The following is a 24,649-nucleotide window of genomic DNA, read 5'->3' on the forward strand; positions in this document are numbered from 1 at the left end:
TTATTATCATCACCAGCCACCCGAGGCGCCGCCGCCGCCGAAGCCGCCACCGCCGCCGCGGAAACCACCGCCCCCGCCACCGCCACCGCCGCGTCCGCTGCTGCTGAGGATCGCCAGCAAGATCGCGCCCACCGGCAGGCCCAGGCGATTGCACAGCCACAACACGCCGATCAGCAGGATAAACAGGCCGATGGAAAACCCGGGATTATCCTTGGCAAAGTTCGCGTCCGCCACATGGGCCGGCACCGCCAGCGGTTCGCCGCCCACCACTTGCAGCATCGCTGCCACGCCGTCGCTGATGCCCTGGCTGTAGTTGCCGGCCTTGAACTTGGGCGCGATCACCTGGTTGATGATCACCCACGACTGCGCATCGGTCAGTACGCCTTCCAGGCCGTAGCCGACTTCGATGCGCAATTTGCGCTCATCGCGGGCGACGATCAACAACGCGCCGTTGTCCTTGCCCTTCTGGCCGATGCCCCAGTGGCGGCCCAATTGATAACCGAAGTCTTCAATCGGCACGCCCTGCAAATCGGGCACGGTGACCACCACGATCTGATCGCCCGTGGTCTGCTCCAGCGCCTGCAATTGCTGGGTCAATTGCGCCCGCGTGGCCGGGTCGATCATCTGGGCGTTGTCCACCACCCGCCCGGTCAGCGCCGGGAAGCTCAGCGCCGCCTGGGCCGCGCCCACGCAGGCCAACAGCCACAGCGCCAGGCCTATCCTTAATAAACGCATCGACACCTCAATGCAGCGTTATTTGAACTTCACTTGCGGTGCTTTATCCGCACCTTCACTGGTGGCTTCAAACGTGGCGCGAATCGGCAGGTCGCTGTACATCACGCTGTGCCACAGGCGGCCCGGGAAGGTACGGATCTCGGTGTTGTAGGCCTGCACCGCCTGGATAAAGTCGCGGCGCGCCACGGTGATACGGTTTTCGGTGCCTTCAAGCTGGGACTGCAAGGCCAGGAAGTTCTGGTTGGCCTTGAGGTCCGGGTAACGCTCGGACACCACCATCAAGCGGTTGAGTGCGCCACTCAGGCCGTCCTGGGCTTGCTGGAACTGCTTGAGTTTTTCCGGGTTGTCGAGGGTGCTGGCATCCACCTGGATTGAGGTGGCCTTGGCCCGCGCTTCAATCACGGCGGTCAACGTCTCCTGCTCATGGGCGGCGTAGGCCTTCACGGTTTCCACCAGGTTGGGGATCAGGTCGGCGCGGCGCTGGTATTGGTTCTGCACCTGGCCCCAGGCGGCCTTGGCCTGTTCATCCAGGGTGGGAATGTTGTTGATGCCGCAACCGCTGAGCACCGTACTGATCATGAGCAAAACCGCGGCTTTGAAGCCCCAGCGGTAACCTTGTGCTGCTTGCATGGTGTTTCTCCTGGCGAACCTTGATGGAATTGGACGGCGGTAAGGCATAATCCCCGCCTCGACTGGAATGCATCCGTTCAATCAGCTAAAAAGATGCCCAGCACAAATAAGAGTTCAGAAGTGTGGTGCATTTTCTGCAATAACACTCGAACAACAACATATGTTCCCCACCATTTTGGCAGAACAGCGCCTATTCGCTGTGCAGTGAGCCGAAAAAGGATATTCATGAAGAAGCTGTGTTTGCTCGGCCTTGTTGCCACTCTGGCCAGTCACCCCGTCTGGGCCGAAACAAAGCCTGCTGCGCTTAAAGACAAGGACGCGTTTGTCAGCGACCTGCTCAAGCAGATGACCCTCGATGAAAAGATCGGCCAATTGCGCCTGATCAGCATCGGCCCGGAAATGCCCCGCGAGCTGATCCGCAAGGAAATCGCCGCCGGCCGTATCGGCGGCACGTTCAACTCCATCACCCGCCCGGAAAACCGTCCGATGCAGGACGCGGCCATGCGCAGCCGCTTGAAGATCCCGATGTTCTTCGCCTACGACGTGATCCACGGTCACCGCACGATTTTCCCGATCAGCCTGGCGCTGGCCTCCAGCTGGGACATGGACGCCATCGGCCGCTCCGGGCGCATCGCCGCCCAGGAAGCCGCCGCCGACAGCCTCGACATCACCTTCGCACCGATGGTCGACATCTCCCGCGACCCACGCTGGGGCCGCACCTCCGAAGGCTTCGGTGAAGACACCTACCTCGTCTCGCGCATCGCCGAAGTCATGGTCAAGGCGTTCCAGGGCGTGAGCCCGGCCAATGCAGACAGCATCATGGCCAGCGTCAAGCACTTCGCCCTCTACGGCGCGGTGGAAGGCGGTCGCGACTACAACGTGGTCGACATGAGCCCGGTCAAGATGTACCAGGACTACCTGCCGCCGTACCACGCGGCGATCAAGGCCGGCTCGGGCGGCGTGATGGTGGCGTTGAACTCGATCAACGGCGTGCCCGCCACCGCCAACACCTGGCTGATGAACGACCTGCTGCGCAAGGACTGGGGCTTCAAGGGCCTGGCCGTGAGCGACCATGGCGCGATCTTCGAGCTGATCAAACACGGTGTGGCCAAGGACGGGCGTGAAGCCGCCAAGCTGGCGATCAAGGCCGGCATCGACATGAGCATGAACGACTCGCTGTATGGCAAGGAATTGCCGGGGCTGCTCAAGTCCGGCGAGATCGAACAAAGCGACATCGACAACGCCGTGCGCGAGGTGCTCGGCGCCAAGTACGACATGGGCCTGTTCAAGGACCCGTACCTGCGTATTGGCAAGGCCGAGGATGACCCGGCCGATACCTACGCCGAGAGCCGCCTGCACCGTGCCGAAGCCCGCGACGTCGCGCGCCGCAGCCTGGTGCTGCTGAAAAACCAGAACAACACCCTGCCGCTGAAAAAGTCCGCGACCATCGCCCTGGTCGGCCCACTGGCCAAGGCGCCCATCGACATGATGGGCAGCTGGGCCGCTGCCGGTAAGCCTGAGCAATCGGTAACCCTGCTGGACGGCTTGAATGCGGTGATCGGCGAGAAAGGCAAGATCATCTATGCCCGTGGCGCCAACATCACCAACGACAAGGCTGTGGTGGATTACCTCAACTTCCTCAACTTCGATGCCCCGGAAGTGGTGGATGACACCCGCTCGGCACAGGTGATGATCGACGAGGCGGTGAAAGCCGCCAAGGATGCCGATGTGATCGTGGCCGCCGTGGGCGAGTCCCGTGGCATGTCCCACGAATCTTCCAGCCGCACCGACCTGAACATCCCGCAAAGCCAGCGCGACCTGATCAAGGCCCTCAAAGCCACCGGCAAACCGCTGGTGCTGGTGCTGATGAACGGCCGTCCGCTGTCGATCCTCGAAGAGAACCAACAAGCCGACGCCATCCTGGAAACCTGGTTCGCCGGCACCGAAGGCGGCAATGCGATTGCCGACGTGCTGTTCGGTGACTACAACCCGTCGGGCAAGCTGCCAATCACCTTCCCGCGTTCGGTGGGGCAGATTCCGACCTACTACAACCACCTGACCATCGGCCGGCCGTTCACCCCCGGCAAGCCGGGCAACTACACCTCGCAGTACTTCGATGACACCACCGGGCCGCTGTTCCCGTTTGGCTATGGCCTGAGCTACACCACGTTCACCCTGTCGGACCTGGCGCTGTCGTCCACCACCCTGAACAAGACCGGCAAGCTCGACGCCAGCGTGACCGTGGCCAACACCGGCAAGGTCGATGGCGAAACCGTGGTGCAGCTGTATATCCAGGACGTGGCCGGCTCGATGATCCGCCCGATCAAGGAGTTGAAGAACTTCCAGAAAGTCCTGCTCAAGGCGGGTGAACAGCGCACCTTGCACTTCACCATCACCGAGGAAGACTTGAAGTTCTACAACACCCAGCTCAAGTTCGCGGCGGAGCCGGGTGAGTTCAATGTGCAGATTGGGTTGGATTCCCAGGATGTGCAGCAGCAGACGTTCGAACTGCTCTAAAGCCCTAATGGGGTCAAAATGTGGGAGGGGGCTTGCCCCCGATTGCGGTGTGTCAGCTACAGATAAGCTGACTGATGCGCCGCTATCGGGGGCAAGCCCCCTCCCACATTTGATCTCCTTCGTTCTGGCTAGCCGCGTCGGTCGAGCAAATTGACCACCAACCGATCAATCCACCCCCACACCCGCTGCTTCACCCGTCGCCACAATGGCCGCGACTGCCATGCCTCCAGGCTCACCGCCTGGCTTTGCGCAAAATCCCGCTCGAAACTGCCCGCCACTGCACGCGTCAGATCCGGGTCCAGCGCCTCCAGGTTGGCGTCCAGGTTGAAGCGCAGATTCCAATGATCGAAATTGCACGAGCCCACGCTGACCCAATCATCCACCAGCACCATTTTCAGGTGCAGGAAGCACGGCTGGTATTCGAAAATCTGCACGCCTGAACGCAGCAGCCGTGGGTAGTAACGGTGCCCGGCGTAACGCACCGACGGGTGATCGGTGCGCGGCCCGGTGAGCAGCAATCGCACGTCCACGCCGCGCCCCGCCGCCCGGCGCAATGCGCGTCGCACGCCCCAGGTCGGCAAGAAGTACGGCGTCGCCAGCCAGATACGTTGCTGGCCACTGTTCAAGGCGCGGATCAGCGATTGCAGAATGTCGCGGTGCTGGCGTGCGTCGGCATAGGCGACCCGTCCCAGGCCGGGTCCGGTGGCGGGCATTCGGGGCAAGCGCGGAAGGCCAAACCCAGGTTTCCAGGCACGCCGGGCGTTGTTGGCTTGCCATTGGCGGTCGAACAGCGCTTGCCAGTCCAGCACCAGCGGGCCGCTGATCTGCACCATCACTTCATGCCAGTCGGCGCTGTCTTGACCGGGCGTCCAGAACTCATCGGTGACGCCGGTGCCGCCGACAAAGGCGATGCCTTGGTCAATCAACAACAGCTTGCGGTGGTCGCGGTACAGGTTGCGCATCCAGCGGCGCCAGTTCAGGCGATTGTAGAAACGCAGTTCCACCCCCGCATCGGTCAAGCGTTTGCGCAGCCCGAGGGTAAACGCCAGGCTGCCGTAGTCATCGAACAGGCAGCGCACCTGCACACCGCGTTCGGCGGCGAGGACCAGGGCCTGCACCATGGCTTCGGCACAGGCGCCGGCTTCCACCAGGTACAACTCCAACTCGACTTGCCGCTCGGCGCGGGCAATGTCCACCAGCATTTGCGGGAAGAAACTCGGCCCGTCGATCAACAACTCGAAACGGTTGGCGCTGCGCCAGGGGAACACCGCGCCGGCCATGGTCAGCGCGCCGTGAAGATCAGCACCGCACCCACCGGCACCGACAAACTGATGGACGCCACACCAGCGGCCTTGCGTAACGCGGCCACACCCGGCGCCAGATCGAAGTCCTCGGCATGCAGCACCAGCGGTTCCAGGGTCACCACCTGGAAGCGGCGGTCGTCCAGGCGCGTGGCGAGCAGTTCGGCGCTGTAGGTCTGGGTCTTGCCGTGCAGGGTCACCGACATCGGCAAACGCAATTCCAATTGCGCACCGGGGGCCAGGTCGTTGATCGGTTGCAGATTGATTTGCGCATTGATCAGCGCATTGGGGAACGTCTTGATATCGAACAGCAGGTTGCGCATGCGCTCATCGCGCAGCGGCACGCCGCTGTTGACCGAGTCCATCTCCACTTCCACCTGCGCTGCGCCTTTGCTGTCGACCTTGCCGTGCAGCACCAGGAAGCGCTGTACTTCGGCGATTTCGGTGTTCTTGGTGGTGACGAACGACAGGCGCGAGGATTCGTTATCCAGGTACCAGTCGGCATGGGCAGGCACGGCTGTGGCGGCCAACAGGGCGAAGGCCAGGGGTTTGATTGACATTGAAGACTCGTGGGGCGAAAACCTGCACGAACCTTAAGCGCATTGTCACAAGCGACGCAAATCCAATGTGGAATGGTTCTTTTTGTGGGAGGGGGCTTGCTCCCGATAGCGGTGGTTCAGTCATAAATGAGTTGGCTGATACACCGCCATCGGGGGCAAGCCCCCTCCCACATTGGATCTGTGGTGGCTGTCAGATCAGTGTGCGCTGCACTTCGCGCACGGTCTGCTCCAGGCTGGCCATGTGCAAATTCAACACCCGCTCCACCGGCGCCTGATGCATCGGCCAATGCAGCGCCATACTCCCCACCAATCGCCCATTGGCCTGCACCGGCAGTGCCACCGCGCGAATCAAAAACGGTAACCGCACCGGATACTCCCAATACCCCTCGGTACGCTGGCCAAACCCCTGGTGCAGGGATTGTTCGCAGGCACGGTATTGCTCATCCGCTGCGACCTGGTTGCAACCGGCCAAACGCTGCACTTCTTCAGCCGGCAATTGGGTCAGGCAGGCCTTGCCCATCGCCGAATGAAACAGGCTGGCGTGCTGGCCGACGATCTGGCAGTTATTGGGATAGAGCTTGCGCAACACGCCGGGGATCGCGCTTTCCATGACTTCCAGGCGCTCGCCATCAAAGCAGGACAAATCCACCACCAGCCCCGTGCGTTCGCTGAGTTCCAGCAGCCAGGGCGCGGCGCTTTCTACCAGCTGGCGTTTGAAGCGTTGCTGGGTGTCGCCGAACAGGCGTTGGGCGCGCAGCCGATAACGCCGGTCACTCAGGCCACGATAGACCCAGCCTTGATCCTGCAAGGTCAGCAACATGCGCGACACGGTGGCCTTGGGCAAACCTGTGAGGTAATGCAACTCCTCCAGCCCCAGGGCCTGGTGTTCGCCCACCAACTCGACAATTGCCAGTGCGCGCTCAACCGAGCGTACGGTGCCCGTGTCGGCCATGTTCGATCTCCCTGATTGCGGTGGATGATCGGAATTTCACAGCAAGATACAGGCCCGGTCGTGCATCAACCCGTCGATTCAAGGCACATCGGCGGACGGCGTTGTACCCATTGCGTGAGTTGTTCATGGGCATAGGCCAATTGCAGCACCGCGCGGTCCGCCTGGGCCGGGCCGATGATCTGCACGCCCATGGGCAGGCCTTGGGCGTTGAAGCCCACCGGTACGCTCATGCTCGGCAGGCCGGCCAGGGTCGGGCCGATCACCACTTCCATCCAGCGGTGATAGGTGTCCATTTCGCGCCCACCGACGAGGCGCGGCCACGGCTGTTGTGCATCGAAAGGGAACACTTGGGCGGTGGGCAGCAGCAGGAAATCGTAACGTTCGAACAACTTGGCCAGGGCCCGATACCACTCGCTGCGGTCCACCGAGGCCTGGTACACCTGCTGCGCACTCAAGCCCAGGCCGCCCTCCACTTCCCACTGTGCTTCGGGCTTGAGCAGCGCACGTTTCTGCGGGTTGGCATAGGCCGCACCGAGGTTGCCGTGCACCAGCCAGTGGCGATGCACCAACCAACTGCGCCACAGGCGCGCCATGGAAAAGTCCGGTTGGCAGCTTTCCACCTCGCAGCCCAACGCGGCGAAATCGCCGAGGGACGCTTCGCACAAAGCCAGCACGCCATCGTCCATCGGCAAATAGCCGTTGTAGTCCCCCAGCCAGCCCAGGCGAGCGCCCTTGAAGTCGCGTTGTAAAGGTTCGCCCAGCACCGCCGGATCCTCCTTGGAGGACAGCGGCACTCGCGGGTCGTAACCGGCCTGGATGCTCAGCAACCGCGCCACATCCGTCACGCTACGGCCCATCGGCCCTTCGGTGCCCAGTTGCTGCACGAACAGTTCCGGAGTCGGCCCGTACGGCACGCGGCCTTGGGACGGGCGCAGGCCGAACACATTGTTGAACGCCGCCGGGTTGCGCAGCGAGCCCATCATGTCGCTGCCATCGGCCACCGGCAGCATGCGCAACGCCAGTGCCACCGCCGCCCCGCCACTGCTGCCGCCGGCGACGAGGCGGGGGTCATAGGCATTGCCGGTGATGCCAAACAGCGTGTTGTAGGTTTGCGAACCCAGGCCGAATTCCGGCACGTTGGTCTTGCCGATGATGATCGCGCCGCTGGCCCGCACCCGCGCCACGCTGATGGCATCTTCGCTGGGTACATGTTCAGCGAACAACGGAGATCCAAGCGTGGTGCGCAACCCCTTGGTCGCCGCCAGGTCCTTGATCGCCTGGGGCATGCCGTGCATCCAGCCACGGGACTGGCCGTGATCCAACTCGCGATCACATTGCCGCGCTTCGGCCAGCACCGCCTCGGCATCGCGCAACGACACCAGTGCATTCACGCTCGGGTTGAAGCGCTGGATCTGCGCCAGATACGCCTGCATCACCTCTTCACACGACACCTGCCGCGCATGAATCGCCCGCGACAACTGCGTGGCATCCCAATCAACAATACTCAAGGCTTCACCTCATTCGAAAACGGCAGCGGCTTCTTCGCCCGCGGAGCTTCCTGCATGCAATAAGTGCCCAGCAGCGTCAGCACGCACGCGAACAACACATAGAACGATGGCGCCACCGGTGTGCCCAGCACTTTGCTCAGCCAGGTCACGATCAACGGTGCAAAACCACCGAACACCATGACCGCCACGTTATAGGCCACCGACACGCCGGTCGAGCGCACTTCGATGGGAAATTGCTCGGCCAACGCGGTCGGCGCCGGGCCGAAGAAACCGCCAATGGCGGTGCAGAGCATCACCTGCATCACCAACAAACGCTCGATGGACGGCGCAGCGGCGACCCACACATACAGCGGGTAGACCATCACGAAAAACGCCAGGGTGAACGCCATCAACACCGGCCGTCGACCGAGGCGATCCGAGAGCAGGCCAGACAGCGGAATCACCACGGTCATCAACGCCACCGCGAACATCTGCACCATCAACACCTGGTCCAGCGGCAGGCCAAGGTTCTTGTGGGCGAAGGTCGGCATATTCACCAGCACCACGTAGAACGACACCGTGGCGCCACAGGCCAGGCCCATGGATACCAGGATGCTGCGCCGATGCTCGCGCACCACCTGCATCAGGCTGGGCTCGGGGCCGGTGACTTGCTTGCGGGCTTCGATGAATTCTTCCGGGTCTTCCATGTGCCGACGAATCCACAACCCCACCGGACCGATCAGCAAGCCAAATACGAACGGCAGGCGCCAGCCCCACAGGTCGAGGGTTTGTGGCGAAAAGAAGTGCGTCACCATCGCCACCATCGCCGCCCCGCCAAACACCGCCAGGCACTGCCCGACCAGTTGCCATGAACCGTACAACCCTTTGCGATGGGCCGGTGCGCTTTCCACCAGGAACGCCGTGGCGCTCGCGTACTCACCGCCGGTGGCAAAGCCCTGGAGCATACGCGCCACCACGATCAGCATCGGCGCGCCCATGCCGATGGCGGCGTAGTTCGGTGCGAAGGCGATCAGCGCAATGGACACGGTCATCAGCCGGATAATCAACTGCATCGCGGCCTTGCGGCCTTTGCGGTCCGAATAGATGCCCAGCAGGATCCCGCCCACCGGGCGCATGAAAAAGCCCACGCCAAAGGTGGCCAGGGCCATCAAAAGCGAGGCGTATTCATCGTCCGAGGGGAAAAACTGCCGGGCGATGATGCTGGCCAGAAAGCCGTAAACGATGAAGTCGTACCACTCGAGCGCATTGCCGATCACGGCCGCCACCACTTGGCGGGTGCGGGATACGCCTGGTCTTGAAGTCTGCATGAGGAACACTCCGTTCAACCGATAAGGGAAAGGGTCCAGCGGCAGAAAAAAGCAGGTCGTCAGGCAGGCTTGAGCCAGCTCTCGGCCAGCGCGCCCCAATAGGCGGCGCCGGTCAGCAGGATGTCGTCGTTGAAGTCATAGGCGGGGTTGTGCACCATCGGCCGCGATACGCCGTTGCCGATAAACAGGTAACTGCCGGGGCAGCGTTGCAGCATCCAGGCGAAGTCTTCGCTGCCCATCAGGGTGCGGGTGTTGCCGTCCACGGCGTCGGCGCCAAGCAAGGCGATACCGACCTGGCGGGCGAACTCGGTTTCTTCGGGGTGGTTGACCAGCACCGGATAGGCCGGGCGATGATCGATCTGCACGGTGCAGCCGAAACTGGCGGCCTGGGTGTGGATGATGGCGAATACCCGCTCCAGCATCTGCTCACGTACCTTGGGATTGAGTGCGCGCAGGCTCAAACGCAGTAGCGCCTCTTGAGGAATCACATTCGCCGCCTGCCCCGCTTGCAGCGCGCCGACCGTCACCACGGCCGCTTCCTGGGTGTCGATATTGCGCGCCACCACGGTCTGCAATGCCATGACCATGCTCGCCGCCGCCACCAAGGGGTCCACCGTCAGATGCGGCATGGAGCCATGACCGCCAACACCTTCGAGGGTCACCGTAAGCAAATCCTGGGACGCCATCATCGGCCCGACACGCAAGCCCAGATGCCCCGCCGGCAGGCCCGGCATATTGTGCATGCCGAACAGGCCGTCACAGGGAAAGCGCTCCAGCAAGCCATCGGCGAGCATCGCCTCGGCGCCGCCCTGGCCTTCTTCGGCGGGTTGGAAGATCAGGTTCAAGGTGCCGTCGAATTGCCGCGTTGCCGCCAGGTAACGCGCAGCCCCGAGCAACATGGTGGTGTGGCCGTCATGCCCACAGGCATGCATGCAACCGGCGTGCTGGCTGGTGTAGGCCGCGCCGGTGTTTTCGATGATGGGCAAGGCATCCATATCGGCACGAATGCCCAGGGTACGCGGGCTGCTGCCGTTGCGCAGCGCACCGACGACGCCGGTCTTGCCGATGCCGGTGTGAACCTCGTAGCCCCAGTCTTTCAGCGATTGGGCGACCAGTGCCGAAGTGCGGTTTTCTTCGAAGCCGAGTTCAGGGTGAGCGTGAATATCATGACGCACGGCGTGCAAATCGCCGGCCACGTCGCTGAGCCAATCCAGGATGTGCTGGTGTGGGCGCATAGGTGATTCTCCTCACAGGCGGGTGTTCCCGTTCTTGTTTGCTGCACAGCGCCAGCTAACCGCGATGTGGGCGAGAGGACAATCAAAGGTGGTTCCACTGGGTGGAACCAAGGTGTATTTGTCGTTTACTGGACCCTGTGGGAGGGAGCTTGCTCCCGATAGCGGTGGGTCAGCTGGCATGTGTGTCGGCTGACACTCAGTCATCGGGGGCAAGCCCCCTCCCACAAGGGATGTGAGGGGTGTCAGGGGGTCAGGCGGCAGCCATGGCGGTCGCCGAGCCAGCGGGCGGTGTGGGTACGGCCCAACCCACTGGCGGTGACTTCGCTGCGCTCCGGGTTATCGCTGAACGCGCTGGTCGGCACGTACTGCTTCACATAGCCCCGGCAATACTCCGCCGGATTGTTCGCCACATACCGGCACGAGCAATACTCCTTGGCCGTGTACGCCGCGATGATGTCGGGGAAGGCTTGCAGGTTGACGCGCTCGTGCCACACCCATCCCAGCAACGCCAACAACAGTACCAGCAACACACTGATCACCGGCCGACGACGGATCATGGTTGCACCGCCGCGAGCACGCGCTTGAGCAGTTCGTTGTGGCGGTAGCTGCCGTCGCGATCATCGCCGTAGCGCACGATCACCAAGTGTTCGGCAGGCATGACGTAGAGCGCTTGCCCCCAGTGGCCGAGGGCGGCGAAGGTGTCGCCAGGGGCGTCGGGCCAGGGTCTCGGCGCGCCTTTGTTGAGCCACCAATGGCCGCCCGGTACGGCTTCATCCTGGCCGGCTTGGTAGTTCGTGAACGGTTGGCGATTGAAGGCGACCCACTCTTTAGGCAGCAACTGCTGCTCACCCCAGCGGCCGTCACGTGCCATCAATAGTCCCACGCGGGCCAAATCGCGAGCGGTGAGGTAGGCGTAGGACGAGGCAACAAACGTCTCATCAGCATCGGTTTCCCACGTCGCGCTGCGAATCCCCAACGGCTTGAACAGCGCATCCCACGGGTAACTCATATACGCCTTGTGGCCGAGCATGCCTTTAAGGGCGGCGGAGAGGATGTTGGTGTCGCCACTGGAATAACGGAAGGCCTGAGCCGGCGCGCTGGCGGCTTCGGTGTTTGCCGCGAACTCGGCCATATCGCTGTGGCCACGGGTGTAGAGCATCGCCACTACCGAGGATTTCAGCGGGGCGAATTCGTAGTCTTCCTGCCAGTCGAGGCCCGAGGCCCAGTGCAGCAGGTCACCCAGGGTGACCTTCGGGTGTTGCTTCATCGGCGGGTAAAAACGTGCGGCGGGGTCGCTCAGTTTGAAGCGGTTTTCAGCGTAGGCCACGCCCAGCACGGTGGCCATCAGGCTTTTGCTGACGGACCAGGTCAAGTGCGGCGTACTGGCGGTGGTGGGTGCGGCGTAGCGTTCGTAAATGATCTCGCCGTCGCGGATCACCAGCAGCGCATCGGTGCGAATGCCGGTGCGCGTGGCGTCATCACGCGGTGGAAAAGCGTAGGCATTCAGCGCCTCCACAGCAGGACCCGAGAGTGCGGTGCCCATGGCCCAGTCTTTGTCTGGCCAGGTTTCGGCGTGGGCGGTAACGGTGACAAACAGCAGCGCAACACACAACAAGCCTCGGACCATGGACGCAAACTCAAGGGGGGCATTCAAGCCCGCGAGCCTAGCCGAGGGTGATGACAGATTGGCGACATGAGGGGCTGTCATCCAAGCGTCACCATAACTTCATGGAGATGACACCGGGCCTGCCTAGCCTGAGTTTGGACAACAAAGTCGACCGGCCGAAATCGTGGCCGGCACTCGGAGACTCGCCATGACTCAGATCGCCCGCATCAGCGACACCGGCAATGAACGCCGTCTGCAAGCCGAACGCCTGGTTGGCGCCGACGCGTTGCAAGAAGCCCAGGCCCTGCGGTTCAACGTGTTCAGCGGCGAGTTCAACGCCAAGCTGAAAGGCGCGGAGCTGGGTCTGGACATGGATGACTATGATGTTCACTGCAGCCATATCGGCGTGCGTGACTTGAACAGCGGTCGCCTGGTGGCCACCACCCGTTTGCTCGATCACCAGGCCGCCAGCACTTTGGGCCGGTTCTATAGCGAAGAAGAATTCAGCCTGCATGGCTTGCTGCACCTGCAAGGCCCGATCCTGGAAATCGGCCGCACCTGCGTCGACCCGGCCTACCGCAACGGCGGCACCATCGCCGTGTTGTGGGGTGAGTTGGCCGAAGTGCTCAACCAGGGTGGCTACAGCTACCTGATGGGCTGCGCGAGCATTCCGATGCACGACGGCGGCATCCAGGCCCACGCGATCATGCAGCGCCTGCGCGAACGCTACCTGTGCAACGAACACCTGCGGGCCGAACCGAAAAAACCACTGCCGGCGCTGGACCTGCCGTCCAACGTGATCGCGGAAATGCCCCCCCTGCTCAAGGCCTATATGCGCCTGGGGGCGAAGATCTGCGGCGAGCCGTGCTGGGATGAGGACTTCCAAGTCGCCGACGTGTTCATCCTGCTCAAGCGCGACAACCTGTGCCCGCGGTATGCGCGCCACTTCAAGGCTGCAATGTGATGAGCCGCCTGCGGGTGTACGGGCGCATTGCCCGCGTGCTGGTGGTGGTGGCGCTGGGCTTGAGCATGGCCAGCGTGTTTGGGCTGTTCGAGCGCTTAGGGATAGCCAACTCGATGGTGCGACGTCAGCGTTGGTCGCGGTTCTTTATGGCGCGGTTGACCAATGCCCTGCCCTTTCGCGTGACGGTGCACGGTGAGTTGCCGACGCAGCCGATGCTGTGGGTGAGCAACCACGTGTCGTGGACCGACATTCCGCTGCTGGGCGCGGTGGCGCCGATGTCGTTTTTGTCCAAGGCCGAGGTGCGCACCTGGCCGGTGGCGGGTTGGCTGGCGGCCAAGGCAGGCAGCCTGTTTATCCGCCGTGGCTCGGGCGACAGCCAGTTGATCCGCAAGCAAATGACCCGCCACCTGGAGCAACAGCATCCCCTGCTGATGTTCCCCGAGGGCACCACCACCGATGGCCGCAGCCTGCGCACCTTCCACGGACGCTTGCTGGCCAGTGCGATTGACGCGGATGTGGCCTTGCAGCCGGTGGCGATCCGTTACCTGCGCGATGGGCAAGTGGATTCGCTGGCACCGTTTATTGGCGATGATGATTTGCTCTCGCACCTGATGCGCCTGTTTGCCAACGACCAGGGCGATGTGGAAATTCATGTGCTCAAGCCGATTGCCTGTGCCGGGCAGGAACGCGCGGCGCTGGCGTATCAGGCGCAGCAGGCGGTGCAGAAGGCGTTGTTTGGGCCGGTGCCGGAGGTGGAGCAAGTGGATGCTCGGCCAGCTTTCGCCGCCTGACCTCAGATGAACACTCTTCAAATGTGGGAGGGGGCTTGCCCCCGATAGCGGTAGATCAGTCAGCTTATCTATAGCTGACCCACCGCAATCGGGGGCAAGCCCCCTCCCACATTTTTAATTTTGAGTTGTCAGGTGGGTTTGTGCGAAGGCTTGCAATTCGGGGTAGAAGATTCGGAAATCTTCACTTAGAGGCTCATACAGCTCCCGCAACTCCTGCATCGCAAACCCCAACTCCTGCGGCTGCGTCAGCCGCCGCGAAATCCCCCGCAGCACCTGCTCCATCACCGCAAACTCGCGATAAGAACCCAGCCAATCATCCGCCGCCATCCACGGGGCAATCTGCGCCAAGCGCCCTGGCAGCTGCGGCTCGGCGGCCAATACGCGGTACACCTGCGAGGTGAAGCGTTCCAGCGGCTGGTCGGCATATAGCGTCCAGTCCCGCGCCAGACAGTGGTCGAAAAACACATCCAGGACGATCCCCGCATAACGCCTGCGGGTCAGGCTGAAACGCGACAACGCCTCCCCCACCAACGGATGGGTGTCGGTGAAACGGTCAATGGAGCGGTGCAGCGCAATCGCCGCTTCGATTTGCGGGTTGAACTGGCCCTGTAGGCGGCCTTTGACAAAATCGCCATAGAGGCTGCCCAGCAGTTGCGCAGGAAGTTGGCCGCCCAGGTGCAGATGTGCGAGATAATTCATGCCGCGCAGTCTAGCACTGCGATCAACGTATCGTTATAACCCGATATACCGATTTAGCCTGAGCTAAGACCGAATTCATATTGGTATATCGAGATATAACGATTTAAGGTTCGCCTCATCGCGATATAACGCGTCACTACACCGAGCACCTGCCATGTCCATCGACCTCGACGAAATAATAAAAGCCCTGGCGCACCCAGTACGGCGAGACATCCTCAACTGGCTCAAAGACCCGAAAGTGCAATTCCCCGAGCAAGTGCACAACCACGAATACGGCATCTGCGCCGGGCAGATCGACCAGCGCTGCGGCTTGTCCCAGTCCACCGTGTCGGCCCACCTGGCGACCCTGCAACGGGCGGGCTTGATCAGCAGCCAGAAGGCCGGGCAGTGGCATTTTTTCAAACGCAACGAGGACACCATCCAGGCGTTCCTCGATGCGCTCACGACCGAGCTCAGCTCTGACATCAGCGAACCGCTGTAACAAGGAAACCCTAATGCCCCTCTCGCTACTCATCCTGGCCCTGAGCGCCTTCGCCATCGGCACCACCGAGTTCGTCATCATGGGCTTGTTGCCCGATGTAGCGGCGGACCTCGGCGTGTCGATCCCCGGCGCCGGCTGGCTGGTGACCGGCTACGCCCTGGGCGTGGCCATCGGCGCACCGTTCATGGCACTGGCCACCGCCAAGCTGCCGCGCAAGGCTGCGCTGGTCGCGTTGATGGGCATCTTCATTATCGGCAACCTGCTCTGCGCCCTGGCGAGCGACTACAACGTGCTGATGTTTGCCCGTGTGGTCACTGCGCTGTGCCACGGTGCGTTCTTCGGGATTGGTTCGGTGGTGGCGGCCAACCTGGTGCCGGCCAACAAACGTGCGTCGGCCGTGGCCTTGATGTTCACCGGCCTGACCCTGGCCAACGTGCTCGGCGTGCCGTTGGGTACGGCGCTGGGCCAGGAAGCCGGCTGGCGCTCGACGTTCTGGGCGGTGACGGTGATTGGTGTGGTGGCGTTGATCGGCCTGATCCGCTTCCTGCCGGCCAAGCGCGATGAAGAAAAACTCGACATGCGCGCCGAACTGGCGGCCCTGAAAGGCGCCGGCATCTGGCTGTCGCTGAGCATGACTGCACTGTTCGCCGCGTCGATGTTCACCCTCTTCACCTACGTCGCGCCGCTGCTGGGCGATGTCACCGGCGTGTCGCCCAAAGGCGTGACCTGGACCCTGTTGCTGATCGGCCTGGGCCTTACCGTGGGCAACATCATCGGCGGCAAGCTGGCGGACAAGCGCCTGGCCGCCACCTTGATCGGTGTGTTTATCAGCATGGCCGTGGTCTCCACCGCGCTGACCTGGACCAGCATCGCCGTGATCCCGACCGAAATCACCCTGTTCCTCTGGGCCACCGCTTCGTTTGCCGCCGTGCCGGCGTTGCAGATCAACGTGGTGACCTTCGGCAAGGCGGCACCGAACCTGGTGTCCACCCTGAATATCGGCGCCTTCAACATCGGCAACGCCCTGGGTGCCTGGGTCGGCGGCACGGTGATTGCCCACGGCTTCGGCCTGACCAGCGTGCCGCTGGCGGCAGCGGCCCTGGCGATCCTGGCACTGCTGGTGACCCTGATTACTTTCCGTCAGGGCGGCGATGCCGACCTGGCCCCTGCGACCAACTGATCAACTTCAAAGAGAAGGTGTTTTCCCATGACGACTATTTTCGATCCGATCAAACTGGGCGACCTGGAACTGTCGAACCGCATCATCATGGCGCCGCTGACCCGCTGCCGCGCTGATGCAGGCCGCGTACCCAACGCGCTGATGGCCGAATACTACGTGCAGCGCGCCTCTGCCGGGCTGATCCTCAGCGAAGCCACCTCGGTAACGCCGCTGGGCGTGGGTTACCCCGACACCCCGGGCATCTGGTCCAACGACCAGGTACGTGGCTGGGCCAACGTGACCAAGGCCGTTCACGGCGCGGGCGGCAAGATCTTCCTGCAACTGTGGCACGTGGGCCGTATCTCCCATGAGTCGTACCTGAACGGCGAGACCCCGGTGGCACCGAGCGCGATCCAGCCCAAAGGCCACGTCAGCCTGGTGCGCCCACTGGCCGACTACCCAACGCCACGCGCCCTGGAAACCGCTGAAATCGCTGACATCATCGACGCCTACCGCACCGGCGCCGAAAACGCCAAGGCCGCCGGCTTCGACGGTGTGGAAATCCACGGCGCCAACGGCTACCTGCTCGACCAGTTCCTGCAAAGCAGCACCAACAAACGCACCGACAACTACGGTGGCTCCCTGGAAAACCGTGCTCGCCTGTTGCTGGAAGTGACCGATGCCGCCGTCGAAATCTGGGGCGCGGGCCGCGTAGGTGTGCATTTGGCACCGCGTGCCGACTCCCACGACATGGGCGATGACAACCTGGCGGAGACGTTTACCTACGTCGCCAGTGAACTGGGCAAGCGCGGGATTGCGTTCATTTGCTCCCGCGAGAAAGAAGCGGGTGACAGCCTCGGCCCACAGTTGAAAAAAGCCTTTGGCGGCGTGTACATCGCCAACGAACGCTTCACCAAGGACAGCGCCAACGCGTGGCTGGCGGAAGGCAAGGCGGACGCGGTGGCCTGGGGTGTGCCGTTTATTGCCAACCCGGATTTGCCGACACGGTTGAAGGCGGATGCACCGCTGAATGATCCGCGTCCGGATACGTTCTATAGCAAGGGGCCGGTGGGTTATATCGACTATCCAACCCTGGCGATCTAAAGCAGTACAACAGTTCAATGTGGGAGGGGGCTTGCCCCCGATGGCAGTGGTTCAGTCAGCACATGCATTGACTGACACACCGCTATCGGGGGCAAGTCGAATCGTCGCACCGCCCCTCCCACATTTAGATTTGTGCAAATCAGAAGGGAAACACTCCTTCACACCCCCGCAACAAAATCCCTACAAAATACTTAGCCGACTACGTATCAACCGCCCGCCAGCCCGTATATAAAGTCACCCCACCAATAAGCCGGAAGGACGATTGACGCGCCTTAGGCTTAACTGTTGACACAACCAGACTTAATTACGCATTTTGTCTCAATTGCGCAGGCTGGGGCTCAGGCGCAGCATGTCCAGCCCTGCATCGACCCAGCGTTCGGCTTCCTGGTGCAATTGGAAGCTGTCGGGCACCAGCAGCCACTGGCCGATCAGGCCATTGATGTAGGCATGAATGCACACCGCACCACGGGCGGTGTCGAGGTTTTCCGGGAGTTGCCCGCGATGGACCGCGTTACGCAGTGTGAGGCCGATACGCAGGTTGCATTCGAGGGCATGGGTTTGCCGCTGGCGGCGCATGTCGCACATTTCATCGGTGAATTCGCACTTATGAAACAGGATCTCGTTGATACGCCGGGTTTTCGGGTCCAGGGCCACTTGATGGAACAAATGAATCAGCAGCTTGCGCATGCAGCCCAACGGGTCGAGTTCATCCTCGCTTTCACTGGCCCTGGCCAATTCGTCCAGCGGTTCATGCAGGGTGTCGAGCAACGCCTGCAACAAATCGGATTTATTACTAAAGTGCCAGTAGATGGCACCCCGCGTCACACCGGCCAGCGCGGCGATGTCGGCCAGCGTGGTGCGGGCGACGCCGCGCTCATAAAAAGCCTGCTCGGCGGCTTGGAGAATCTGGCTGCGCGTTTCCTGAGCTTCCTCTTTGGTGCGACGAACCATGGCAGTACAACCTCAATCAGGACACTTGAGACTATCGTTAACGCAGAATTAATAGCGGCCAACGATCATCAGAATATTTTGTGGGACGACACCGTCATGGGTGCCGAACGTAATGGAATCGAGGCTTTGGGCGTTGCTTTGTCAACATTCCGCGAAGCCTGTCAAGAGTTTACAAACAACCATGAACGTAAGTATATTGCGTAGCAAGCTACTTATCTACATGCCGTTTATTTTTTACCCTTCCACACTTCTTGTGCGCACTCTGCGCGCCTGACCCGAGGATCTTCATGCAACTTAAGCCAGCTGTTACCGCTCTGGTCACTGCCGTCGCCCTGGCATCGCTGCTCAGCGGATGTAAAAAGGAAGAAGCGGCTCCGCCCGCTCAAACCCCTCAGGTCGGCGTGGTCACCATTCAACCGCAAGCCTTTACCCTGACGTCCGAACTGCCAGGCCGCACCACGGCTTTCCGCATCGCGGAAGTTCGCCCGCAGGTCAACGGCATCATTCTCAAGCGCCTGTTCAAGGAAGGCGGCGACGTGAAGGAAGGGCAGCAGCTCTACCAGATCGACCCGTCGGTGTATGACGCCACCCTCAAAAGCGCACAAGCCAGCCTGACCCAGACCAAGTCCATCTCCGACCGCTACAAGCAGTTGGTTGATGAGCAGGCCGTGAGCCGCCAGGAATACGACACCGCCGTTGCCAACCGCATGACTGCGGAAGCAAACGTTCAAACCGCCCAGATCAACGTGCGCTACACCAAGGTGTATGCGCCGATTTCCGGGCGCATCGGCCGTTCTTCGGTGACTGAAGGCGCGCTGGTCAGCAATGGCCAGACCGACTCCATGGCCGTGATCCAGCAACTGGACCCGATCTACGTCGACGTCACGCAGTCCTCGGCTGAAATGCTCAAGCTGCGCCGCGACCTGGAAAGCGGCCAGCTGCAAAAAGCCGGCGAAAACGCGGCCAAGGTCAAGCTGACCCTGGAAGACGGCAGCGACTATGGTCAGGACGGCAAGCTGGAGTTCTCCGAAGTCTCGGTTGACCAGACCACCGGTTCGGTGACCCTGCGCGCCGTGTTCCCCAACCCTGACCACACCCTGCTGCCGGGCATGTTCGTACACGCCCAGCTGCAAGCCGGCGTGAACAGCAAAGCCATCCTGGCCCCGCAGCAAGGCGTGACCCGCGACATCAAGGGCATCCCGACGGCCATGGTGGTGAACAAGGACAACAAGGTCGAGCAGCGTCAGCTGGTGGCCAACCGCACGTCCGGCGCCTACTGGCTGGTGGAAAAAGGCCTGAACGCCGGTGACCGTGTGATCACCGAAGGCCTGCAATTCATCAAGCCGGGCATCGAAGTCCAGGTCAAGGACGCCGACAACGCCAAGCCTGCCGGTTCCGCTCCAGCTCCTGCCGCCGCTGCTGGCCAGGGGGAGTAACCCATGTCGAAATTTTTTATCGACCGTCCCATTTTCGCCTGGGTAATTGCCCTGGTGATCATGCTGGTCGGGGCACTGTCGATCCTGAAGTTGCCCATCAACCAATACCCGGCCATCGCGCCAACCGCCATCGACATCCAGGTGACCTACCCAGGTGCGTCCGCACAAACCGTGCAGGACACCGTGGTGCAGGTGATCGAGCAACAGCTCAACGGTATCGATAACCTGCGTTATGTCGCCTCGGACAGTAACTCCGACGGCAGCATGACCATTACCGCGACGTTCAACCAGGGGACCAACCCGGACATCGCCCAGGTTCAGGTGCAGAACAAGCTGAACCTGGCGACCCCGCTGCTGCCGCAAGAAGTGCAGCAACAGGGTATCCGCGTGACCAAGTCGGTGAAGAACTTCCTGATGGTGATCGGTCTGGTGTCGGAAGACGGCAGCATGACCAAGGACGACCTGTCCAACTACATCGTCTCCAACATCCAGGACCCAATCTCGCGTACTGCGGGTGTCGGTGACTTCCAGGTGTTCGGTTCGCAGTACGCCATGCGTATCTGGCTGGACCCGGCCAAGCTGAACAACTACCAGTTGACCCCGGTAGACGTCAGCACCGCCATCTCGGCCCAGAACGTGCAGGTGGCCACCGGCCAATTGGGCGGCCTGCCTGCCCTGCCCGGCACCCAGTTGAACGCAACCATCATCGGCAAGACCCGTCTGCAAACTGCCGAAGAGTTCGGCAAGATCCTGATGAAGGTGAATGCCGACGGTTCGCAGGTTCGCCTGCGTGACATCGCCCGTATCGAACTGGGCGGCCAGAACTACAGCATCAGTGCGCAGTTCAACGGCAAGCCGGCTTCCGGTATGGCGATCAAGCTCGCTTCGGGCGCCAACGCCCTGGACACCGCCAAGGCCATCCGTGCCACCGTGGCGTCCCTGGAACCGTTCTTCCCGCCTGGCATGAAGGCGGTGGTGCCCTATGACACCACCCCAGTCGTGACCGAATCGATCTCCGGTGTAGTGCACACCCTGGTCGAAGCGATCGTGCTGGTGTTCCTGGTGATGTTCCTGTTCCTGCAGAACTTCCGCGCCACCATCATCACCACCATGACCGTACCGGTGGTATTGCTGGGTACGTTCGGGATCCTGGCTGCGTTCGGCTTCACCATCAACACCCTGACCATGTTCGGCATGATCCTGGCCATCGGCTTGCTGGTGGACGACGCCATCGTTGTGGTGGAAAACGTCGAGCGGGTGATGGCCGAGGAACACCTGTCGCCCAAGGAAGCGACGGTCAAGTCCATGGGCCAGATCCAGGGCGCCCTGGTGGGTATCGCGCTGGTACTGTCGGCGGTACTGCTGCCGATGGCGTTCTTCGGCGGCTCCACCGGTGTGATCTACAAACAGTTCTCCATCACCATCGTTTCGGCCATGGCGTTGTCGGTACTGGTAGCCCTGATCTTCACCCCGGCCTTGTGCGCCACCATGCTCAAGCCGATCGATCCGGAAAAACACGGCCAACCCAAGCGTGGTTTCTTCGGCTGGTTCAACCGCACCTTCGACCGTGGCGTTGTCAGCTACGAGCGTGGCGTGGGCAACATGATCAAGCACAAGTTTCCGGCATTCTTTGTGTACCTGGTCATCGTGCTCGGCATGGTCTGGTTGTTCACCCGTATTCCAAGCGCGTTCCTGCCCGAGGAAGACCAGGGCGTGATCTTCGCCCAGGTCCAGACCCCGGTCGGTTCGTCGGCAGAACGTACGCAAAAAGTCATCGACGACATGCGTGCCTTCCTGCTCAACGACAAGGAAGGCGAGCCGGGCGAAGGCAAGGCTGTGAAATCGGTATTTACCGTAAACGGCTTTAACTTCGCCGGTCGTGGCCAGAGTTCGGGCCTGGCCTTCGTGATGCTCAAACCGTGGGATGAGCGTGATTCGTCCATGTCGGTGTTCGAAGTGGCCAAGCGTGCCCAGGGTTACTTCTTCGGGGCCTTCAAGGACGCCATGGTTTTTGCCATCGTGCCGCCTTCGGTACTGGAGTTGGGTAACGCCACCGGTTTCGACGTGTTCCTGCAAGACCAGGGCGGCGTCGGCCACGAGAAGCTGATGGAAGCGCGCAACCAGTTCCTGGGTGCGGCGGCGCAAAGCAAGATCCTGGCAGGTGTACGTCCTAACGGCGTGAACGATGAGCCGCAGTACGAGCTCACCGTCGACGACGAGAAGGCCAGCGCCCAAGGCATCACCTTGTCGAGCATCAACCAGACCCTGGCGATTGCCTTGGGTGGCAGCTACGTCAACGACTTCATCGACCGTGGTCGGGTGAAGAAGGTGTACGTACAGGGCGAGGCCGCCGGCCGTATGTCGCCGGAAGACCTCGACAAATGGTTCGTGCGCAGCGACTCCGGGAAGATGGTGCCGATGTCGGCCATTTCTTCGGGCAAGTGGATCTACGGTTCGCCGAAACTGTCGCGCTACAACGGTGTAGCGGCGATGGAAATCCTCGGCACCCCGGCACCGGGCTACAGTACCGGTGACGCCATGGCCGAAGTCGAACGCATTGCCAAGCAATTGCCGGCGGGCGTGGGCTATGCCTGGACGGGCCTGTCGTACGAAGAACGTCTGTCCGGCTCCCAGGCGCCTGCGTTGTATGCGCTGTCGCTGCTGGTGGTGTTCCTGTGCCTCGCGGCCCTGTACGAAAGCTGGTCGATTCCGATCGCGGTGATCCTGGTCGTACCGCTGGGTGTGGTGGGTGCGTTGATCGCCACCAGCATGCGCGGCTTGTCCAACGACGTGTTCTTCCAGGTGGGCTTGCTGGTAACGGTGGGCCTGGCGGCGAAGAACGCCATCTTGATCGTGGAGTTCGCCAAAGAGCTGCATGAACAAGGCAAGGGCATCGTCGAAGCGGCTATCGAAGCGTCTCGCATGCGTCTGCGCCCTATCATCATGACCTCCATGGCGTTCGTCCTCGGCGTACTGCCGCTGGCAATCTCCAGCGGTGCCGGCTCAGGCAGCCAGCACGCCATCGGTACCGGCGTGATTGGCGGTATGATCACGGCGACGGTGCTGGCGATCTTCTGGGTGCCACTGTTCTTCGCAACCGTGTCCGCCGCCGGCGAGCGTAAAAAGACTGAAACTACTGAAACTCCTAAAGAGGCTGGCCAATGAGCAAGTCGCTCCTTTCCTTAGCCGTCACGGCATTCGTGCTCAGTGGCTGCTCGCTGATACCTGACTATCAGCGCCCTGAGGCGCCGGTGGCCGCCCAGTTCCCGCAGGGGCCGGCGTATTCGTCGGCCCAGGCGCCGAGCCAGGCCGCGGTCGAGCAAGGCTGGAAGCAGTTTTTCCACGACCCTGCCCTGCAACAGCTGATCCAGACCGCGTTGGTGAACAACCGTGACCTGCGGGTCGCGGCCCTGAACATCGACGCCTACGCCGCGCAGTACCAGATCCAGCGTGCCGACCTGTTCCCGGCCGTCTCGGCCACGGGCAGCGGCAGCCGTTCGCGTACGCCGGCCAAGCTGTCACAGACCGGCGAATCGACCATCGCCAGCCAATACTCGGCCGGCCTCGGGATCAGCTCGTATGAGCTGGACCTGTTCGGTCGTGTGCGCAGCCTGAGTGAAGAGGCCCTGCAAAAGTACTTCGCCACCGAAGAAGCACGGCGCAGCACGCAGATCAGCCTGGTGGCCAGCGTGGCCAACGCCTACCTGACCTGGCAGGCCGACAAAGAGCTGCTCAAGCTCACCCAGGACACCCTGGGCGCGTACGAGCAGAGCTACAAGCTGACCTCGCGCAGCAACGAAGTCGGCGTGGCCTCGGCCCTCGACCTCAGCCAGGCGCGCACCTCGGTGGAAAACGCCCGGGTGTCCCTGGCGCGCTACACCCGCCAGGTGGCCCAGGACGAAAACAGCCTGACCCTGCTGCTGGGCACCGGCCTGCCGGCGAATATCGCCAGCAAGCCGCTGTCGGATGACCTGCTCAGCGAAGTACCCGCCGGGTTGCCATCGGACCTGCTGCAACGTCGTCCCGACATCATCCAGGCCGAGTACAACCTCAAGGCCGCCAACGCCAATATCGGCGCAGCGCGTGCAGCGTTCTTCCCAAGCATCAGCCTGACCGCCAGTGCCGGCACCGCGAGCCCAACCCTGGGCGGCCTGTTCAAAGGTGGTTCGGGCACCTGGGCGTTCGCTCCGCAGATCAACATCCCGATCTTCAACGCCGGCAGCCTGCGCGCCAGCCTGGACTACTCGAAGATCCAGAAAGAGATCAACGTGGCGAACTACGAGAAGGCGATCCAGACCGGCTTCCAGGAAGTGTCCGACGGCCTCGCCTCGCGTGAAACCTACAAGCAACAACTGGAAGCCCAGCGTGGTTTCGTCGCCGCCAACCAGGACTACTACCGCCTGGCCGAGCGTCGCTACCGCATTGGTGTGGACAGCAACCTGACGTTCCTCGACGCCCAGCGCCAACTGTTCAGTGCCCAGCAATCGCTGATCACCGACCGCCTGGCGCAACTCACCAGCGAGGTCAACCTGTACAAGGCCCTCGGCGGTGGCTGGAGCGAACAGACCGCGAAGAACGAACCGCTGAAAGAAGAAGCACCGGCGCTGAAGTTGTTCTGATGCTGTTGTAGAAAAAACCGCTTCCCTCACCGGAAGCGGTTTTTTTTTGCCATTTTTTTCAACATCACTGGGGACAAATGTGGGAGGGGGCTTG

At 62.0% G+C, this 24,649-nt stretch carries 21 protein-coding genes; 9 read left to right on the forward strand and 12 right to left on the reverse strand.

Annotated features, from left to right (window positions below):
- Positions 1-9: 9 nt before the first annotated feature.
- Positions 10-735 carry a TPM domain-containing protein gene (locus DYL61_RS01365; RefSeq protein ID WP_135306885.1) on the reverse strand — a complete coding sequence of 242 codons (726 nt, stop codon included), beginning with the start codon at positions 733-735 and terminating at the stop codon, positions 10-12.
- An 18-nt stretch (positions 736-753) separates the two neighbouring features.
- On the reverse strand, positions 754-1,365 hold the full coding sequence (locus tag DYL61_RS01370; RefSeq protein ID WP_135306886.1) for a LemA family protein: 612 nt from the start codon (positions 1,363-1,365) through the stop codon (positions 754-756).
- A gap of 225 nt (positions 1,366-1,590) precedes the next feature.
- Here DYL61_RS01370 and bglX point away from each other — a divergent pair, with 225 nt between their 5' ends.
- Entirely contained in the window at positions 1,591-3,882 is a 2,292-nt protein-coding gene (bglX, locus tag DYL61_RS01375; RefSeq protein ID WP_135306887.1) for a beta-glucosidase BglX, read from the forward strand.
- A 128-nt stretch (positions 3,883-4,010) separates the two neighbouring features.
- Here the strand turns inward: bglX and DYL61_RS01380 are convergent, their stop codons facing one another.
- The 8 genes from DYL61_RS01380 to DYL61_RS01415 form a co-directional block, all read right to left on the reverse strand.
- The gene (locus DYL61_RS01380) at positions 4,011-5,162 is read right to left on the reverse strand and encodes a phospholipase D-like domain-containing protein (protein ID WP_135306888.1); all 1,152 of its coding nucleotides are present in this window, start codon (positions 5,160-5,162) and stop codon (positions 4,011-4,013) included.
- Between the two features lie 2 nt (positions 5,163-5,164).
- Positions 5,165-5,743 carry a YceI family protein gene (locus DYL61_RS01385; RefSeq protein ID WP_135306889.1) on the reverse strand — a complete coding sequence of 193 codons (579 nt, stop codon included), beginning with the start codon at positions 5,741-5,743 and terminating at the stop codon, positions 5,165-5,167.
- 190 nt (positions 5,744-5,933) lie between these two features.
- Positions 5,934-6,695 (reverse strand): IclR family transcriptional regulator, encoded by a 762-nt coding sequence (locus tag DYL61_RS01390; RefSeq protein ID WP_135306890.1) that lies wholly within the window; start codon positions 6,693-6,695, stop codon positions 5,934-5,936.
- 65 nt (positions 6,696-6,760) lie between these two features.
- Entirely contained in the window at positions 6,761-8,203 is a 1,443-nt protein-coding gene (locus tag DYL61_RS01395; protein ID WP_135306891.1) for an amidase, read from the reverse strand.
- Positions 8,200-9,510, reverse strand: coding sequence for a citrate-proton symporter (locus DYL61_RS01400; RefSeq protein WP_105698688.1), 1,311 nt, complete (start codon positions 9,508-9,510; stop codon positions 8,200-8,202). The genes DYL61_RS01395 and DYL61_RS01400 overlap by 4 nt, the downstream gene beginning before the upstream one ends.
- Positions 9,511-9,569: 59 nt before the next feature.
- Positions 9,570-10,745, reverse strand: a complete 1,176-nt coding sequence (locus tag DYL61_RS01405; RefSeq protein ID WP_135306892.1) for a M20 aminoacylase family protein — start codon at positions 10,743-10,745, stop codon at positions 9,570-9,572.
- 242 nt (positions 10,746-10,987) lie between these two features.
- On the reverse strand, positions 10,988-11,302 hold the full coding sequence (locus DYL61_RS01410; protein WP_135306893.1) for an amidase: 315 nt from the start codon (positions 11,300-11,302) through the stop codon (positions 10,988-10,990).
- On the reverse strand, positions 11,299-12,372 hold the full coding sequence (locus DYL61_RS01415) for a serine hydrolase domain-containing protein (RefSeq protein WP_135306913.1): 1,074 nt from the start codon (positions 12,370-12,372) through the stop codon (positions 11,299-11,301). Before DYL61_RS01415 ends, DYL61_RS01410 begins: the two co-directional genes overlap by 4 nt.
- 187 nt (positions 12,373-12,559) lie before the next feature.
- Here DYL61_RS01415 and olsB point away from each other — a divergent pair, with 187 nt between their 5' ends.
- A complete protein-coding gene (gene olsB, locus DYL61_RS01420; RefSeq protein WP_135306894.1) occupies positions 12,560-13,315 on the forward strand; it encodes an L-ornithine N(alpha)-acyltransferase in 756 nt (251 codons plus the stop codon).
- Positions 13,315-14,106, forward strand: coding sequence for a lysophospholipid acyltransferase family protein (locus DYL61_RS01425; protein WP_135306895.1), 792 nt, complete (start codon positions 13,315-13,317; stop codon positions 14,104-14,106). Before olsB ends, DYL61_RS01425 begins: the two co-directional genes overlap by 1 nt.
- Before the next feature lie 114 nt (positions 14,107-14,220).
- On the opposite strand, the gene DYL61_RS01430 is transcribed toward DYL61_RS01425, so the two are convergent.
- Entirely contained in the window at positions 14,221-14,805 is a 585-nt protein-coding gene (locus DYL61_RS01430) for an acyl carrier protein phosphodiesterase (RefSeq protein WP_135306896.1), read from the reverse strand.
- 154 nt (positions 14,806-14,959) lie between these two features.
- Here DYL61_RS01430 and DYL61_RS01435 point away from each other — a divergent pair, with 154 nt between their 5' ends.
- The 3 genes from DYL61_RS01435 to DYL61_RS01445 are packed head-to-tail and all read left to right on the forward strand — an operon-like array spanning position 14,960 to position 17,549.
- Entirely contained in the window at positions 14,960-15,286 is a 327-nt protein-coding gene (locus DYL61_RS01435) for an ArsR/SmtB family transcription factor (protein ID WP_135306897.1), read from the forward strand.
- Between the two features lie 13 nt (positions 15,287-15,299).
- Positions 15,300-16,466, forward strand: a complete 1,167-nt coding sequence (locus DYL61_RS01440; RefSeq protein WP_135306898.1) for an MFS transporter — start codon at positions 15,300-15,302, stop codon at positions 16,464-16,466.
- Between the two features lie 27 nt (positions 16,467-16,493).
- Entirely contained in the window at positions 16,494-17,549 is a 1,056-nt protein-coding gene (locus tag DYL61_RS01445) for an alkene reductase (RefSeq protein WP_135306899.1), read from the forward strand.
- A gap of 318 nt (positions 17,550-17,867) precedes the next feature.
- Here the strand turns inward: DYL61_RS01445 and DYL61_RS01450 are convergent, their stop codons facing one another.
- Positions 17,868-18,500 (reverse strand): TetR family transcriptional regulator, encoded by a 633-nt coding sequence (locus DYL61_RS01450; RefSeq protein ID WP_105698678.1) that lies wholly within the window; start codon positions 18,498-18,500, stop codon positions 17,868-17,870.
- Between the two features lie 287 nt (positions 18,501-18,787).
- Here DYL61_RS01450 and DYL61_RS01455 point away from each other — a divergent pair, with 287 nt between their 5' ends.
- From DYL61_RS01455 to adeC, 3 genes are read left to right on the forward strand one after another with little or no spacing between them, the layout of a single operon-like run.
- Positions 18,788-19,936, forward strand: coding sequence for an efflux RND transporter periplasmic adaptor subunit (locus DYL61_RS01455; RefSeq protein ID WP_135306900.1), 1,149 nt, complete (start codon positions 18,788-18,790; stop codon positions 19,934-19,936).
- 3 nt (positions 19,937-19,939) lie between these two features.
- A complete protein-coding gene (locus DYL61_RS01460) occupies positions 19,940-23,101 on the forward strand; it encodes an efflux RND transporter permease subunit (protein ID WP_135306901.1) in 3,162 nt (1,053 codons plus the stop codon).
- Positions 23,098-24,555 carry an AdeC/AdeK/OprM family multidrug efflux complex outer membrane factor gene (adeC, locus tag DYL61_RS01465; protein WP_135306902.1) on the forward strand — a complete coding sequence of 486 codons (1,458 nt, stop codon included), beginning with the start codon at positions 23,098-23,100 and terminating at the stop codon, positions 24,553-24,555. Before DYL61_RS01460 ends, adeC begins: the two co-directional genes overlap by 4 nt.
- Positions 24,556-24,649 lie beyond the last annotated feature (94 nt).

The sequence above is a fragment of the Pseudomonas nabeulensis genome (genome assembly GCF_004682045.1).
In the GTDB taxonomy this organism is placed as follows: Bacteria; Pseudomonadota; Gammaproteobacteria; order Pseudomonadales; family Pseudomonadaceae; genus Aquipseudomonas; species Aquipseudomonas nabeulensis.

Coding starts and splice junctions, on each gene's coding strand:
- DYL61_RS01405 (WP_135306892.1), bottom strand. CDS start 10,745: ATGCGCCCACACCAGCACATCCTGGATTGGCTCAGCGACGTGGCCGGC.
- DYL61_RS01425 (WP_135306895.1), top strand. CDS start 13,315: ATGAGCCGCCTGCGGGTGTACGGGCGCATTGCCCGCGTGCTGGTGGTG.
- adeC (WP_135306902.1), top strand. CDS start 23,098: ATGAGCAAGTCGCTCCTTTCCTTAGCCGTCACGGCATTCGTGCTCAGT.
- DYL61_RS01430 (WP_135306896.1), bottom strand. CDS start 14,805: ATGAATTATCTCGCACATCTGCACCTGGGCGGCCAACTTCCTGCGCAA.
- DYL61_RS01440 (WP_135306898.1), top strand. CDS start 15,300: ATGCCCCTCTCGCTACTCATCCTGGCCCTGAGCGCCTTCGCCATCGGC.
- DYL61_RS01455 (WP_135306900.1), top strand. CDS start 18,788: ATGCAACTTAAGCCAGCTGTTACCGCTCTGGTCACTGCCGTCGCCCTG.
- DYL61_RS01410 (WP_135306893.1), bottom strand. CDS start 11,302: ATGATCCGTCGTCGGCCGGTGATCAGTGTGTTGCTGGTACTGTTGTTG.
- bglX (WP_135306887.1), top strand. CDS start 1,591: ATGAAGAAGCTGTGTTTGCTCGGCCTTGTTGCCACTCTGGCCAGTCAC.
- DYL61_RS01370 (WP_135306886.1), bottom strand. CDS start 1,365: ATGCAAGCAGCACAAGGTTACCGCTGGGGCTTCAAAGCCGCGGTTTTG.
- DYL61_RS01380 (WP_135306888.1), bottom strand. CDS start 5,162: ATGGCCGGCGCGGTGTTCCCCTGGCGCAGCGCCAACCGTTTCGAGTTG.
- DYL61_RS01445 (WP_135306899.1), top strand. CDS start 16,494: ATGACGACTATTTTCGATCCGATCAAACTGGGCGACCTGGAACTGTCG.
- DYL61_RS01460 (WP_135306901.1), top strand. CDS start 19,940: ATGTCGAAATTTTTTATCGACCGTCCCATTTTCGCCTGGGTAATTGCC.
- DYL61_RS01450 (WP_105698678.1), bottom strand. CDS start 18,500: ATGGTTCGTCGCACCAAAGAGGAAGCTCAGGAAACGCGCAGCCAGATT.
- DYL61_RS01415 (WP_135306913.1), bottom strand. CDS start 12,372: ATGGTCCGAGGCTTGTTGTGTGTTGCGCTGCTGTTTGTCACCGTTACC.
- DYL61_RS01435 (WP_135306897.1), top strand. CDS start 14,960: ATGTCCATCGACCTCGACGAAATAATAAAAGCCCTGGCGCACCCAGTA.
- DYL61_RS01390 (WP_135306890.1), bottom strand. CDS start 6,695: ATGGCCGACACGGGCACCGTACGCTCGGTTGAGCGCGCACTGGCAATT.
- DYL61_RS01365 (WP_135306885.1), bottom strand. CDS start 735: ATGCGTTTATTAAGGATAGGCCTGGCGCTGTGGCTGTTGGCCTGCGTG.
- DYL61_RS01400 (WP_105698688.1), bottom strand. CDS start 9,510: ATGCAGACTTCAAGACCAGGCGTATCCCGCACCCGCCAAGTGGTGGCG.
- DYL61_RS01385 (WP_135306889.1), bottom strand. CDS start 5,743: ATGTCAATCAAACCCCTGGCCTTCGCCCTGTTGGCCGCCACAGCCGTG.
- olsB (WP_135306894.1), top strand. CDS start 12,560: ATGACTCAGATCGCCCGCATCAGCGACACCGGCAATGAACGCCGTCTG.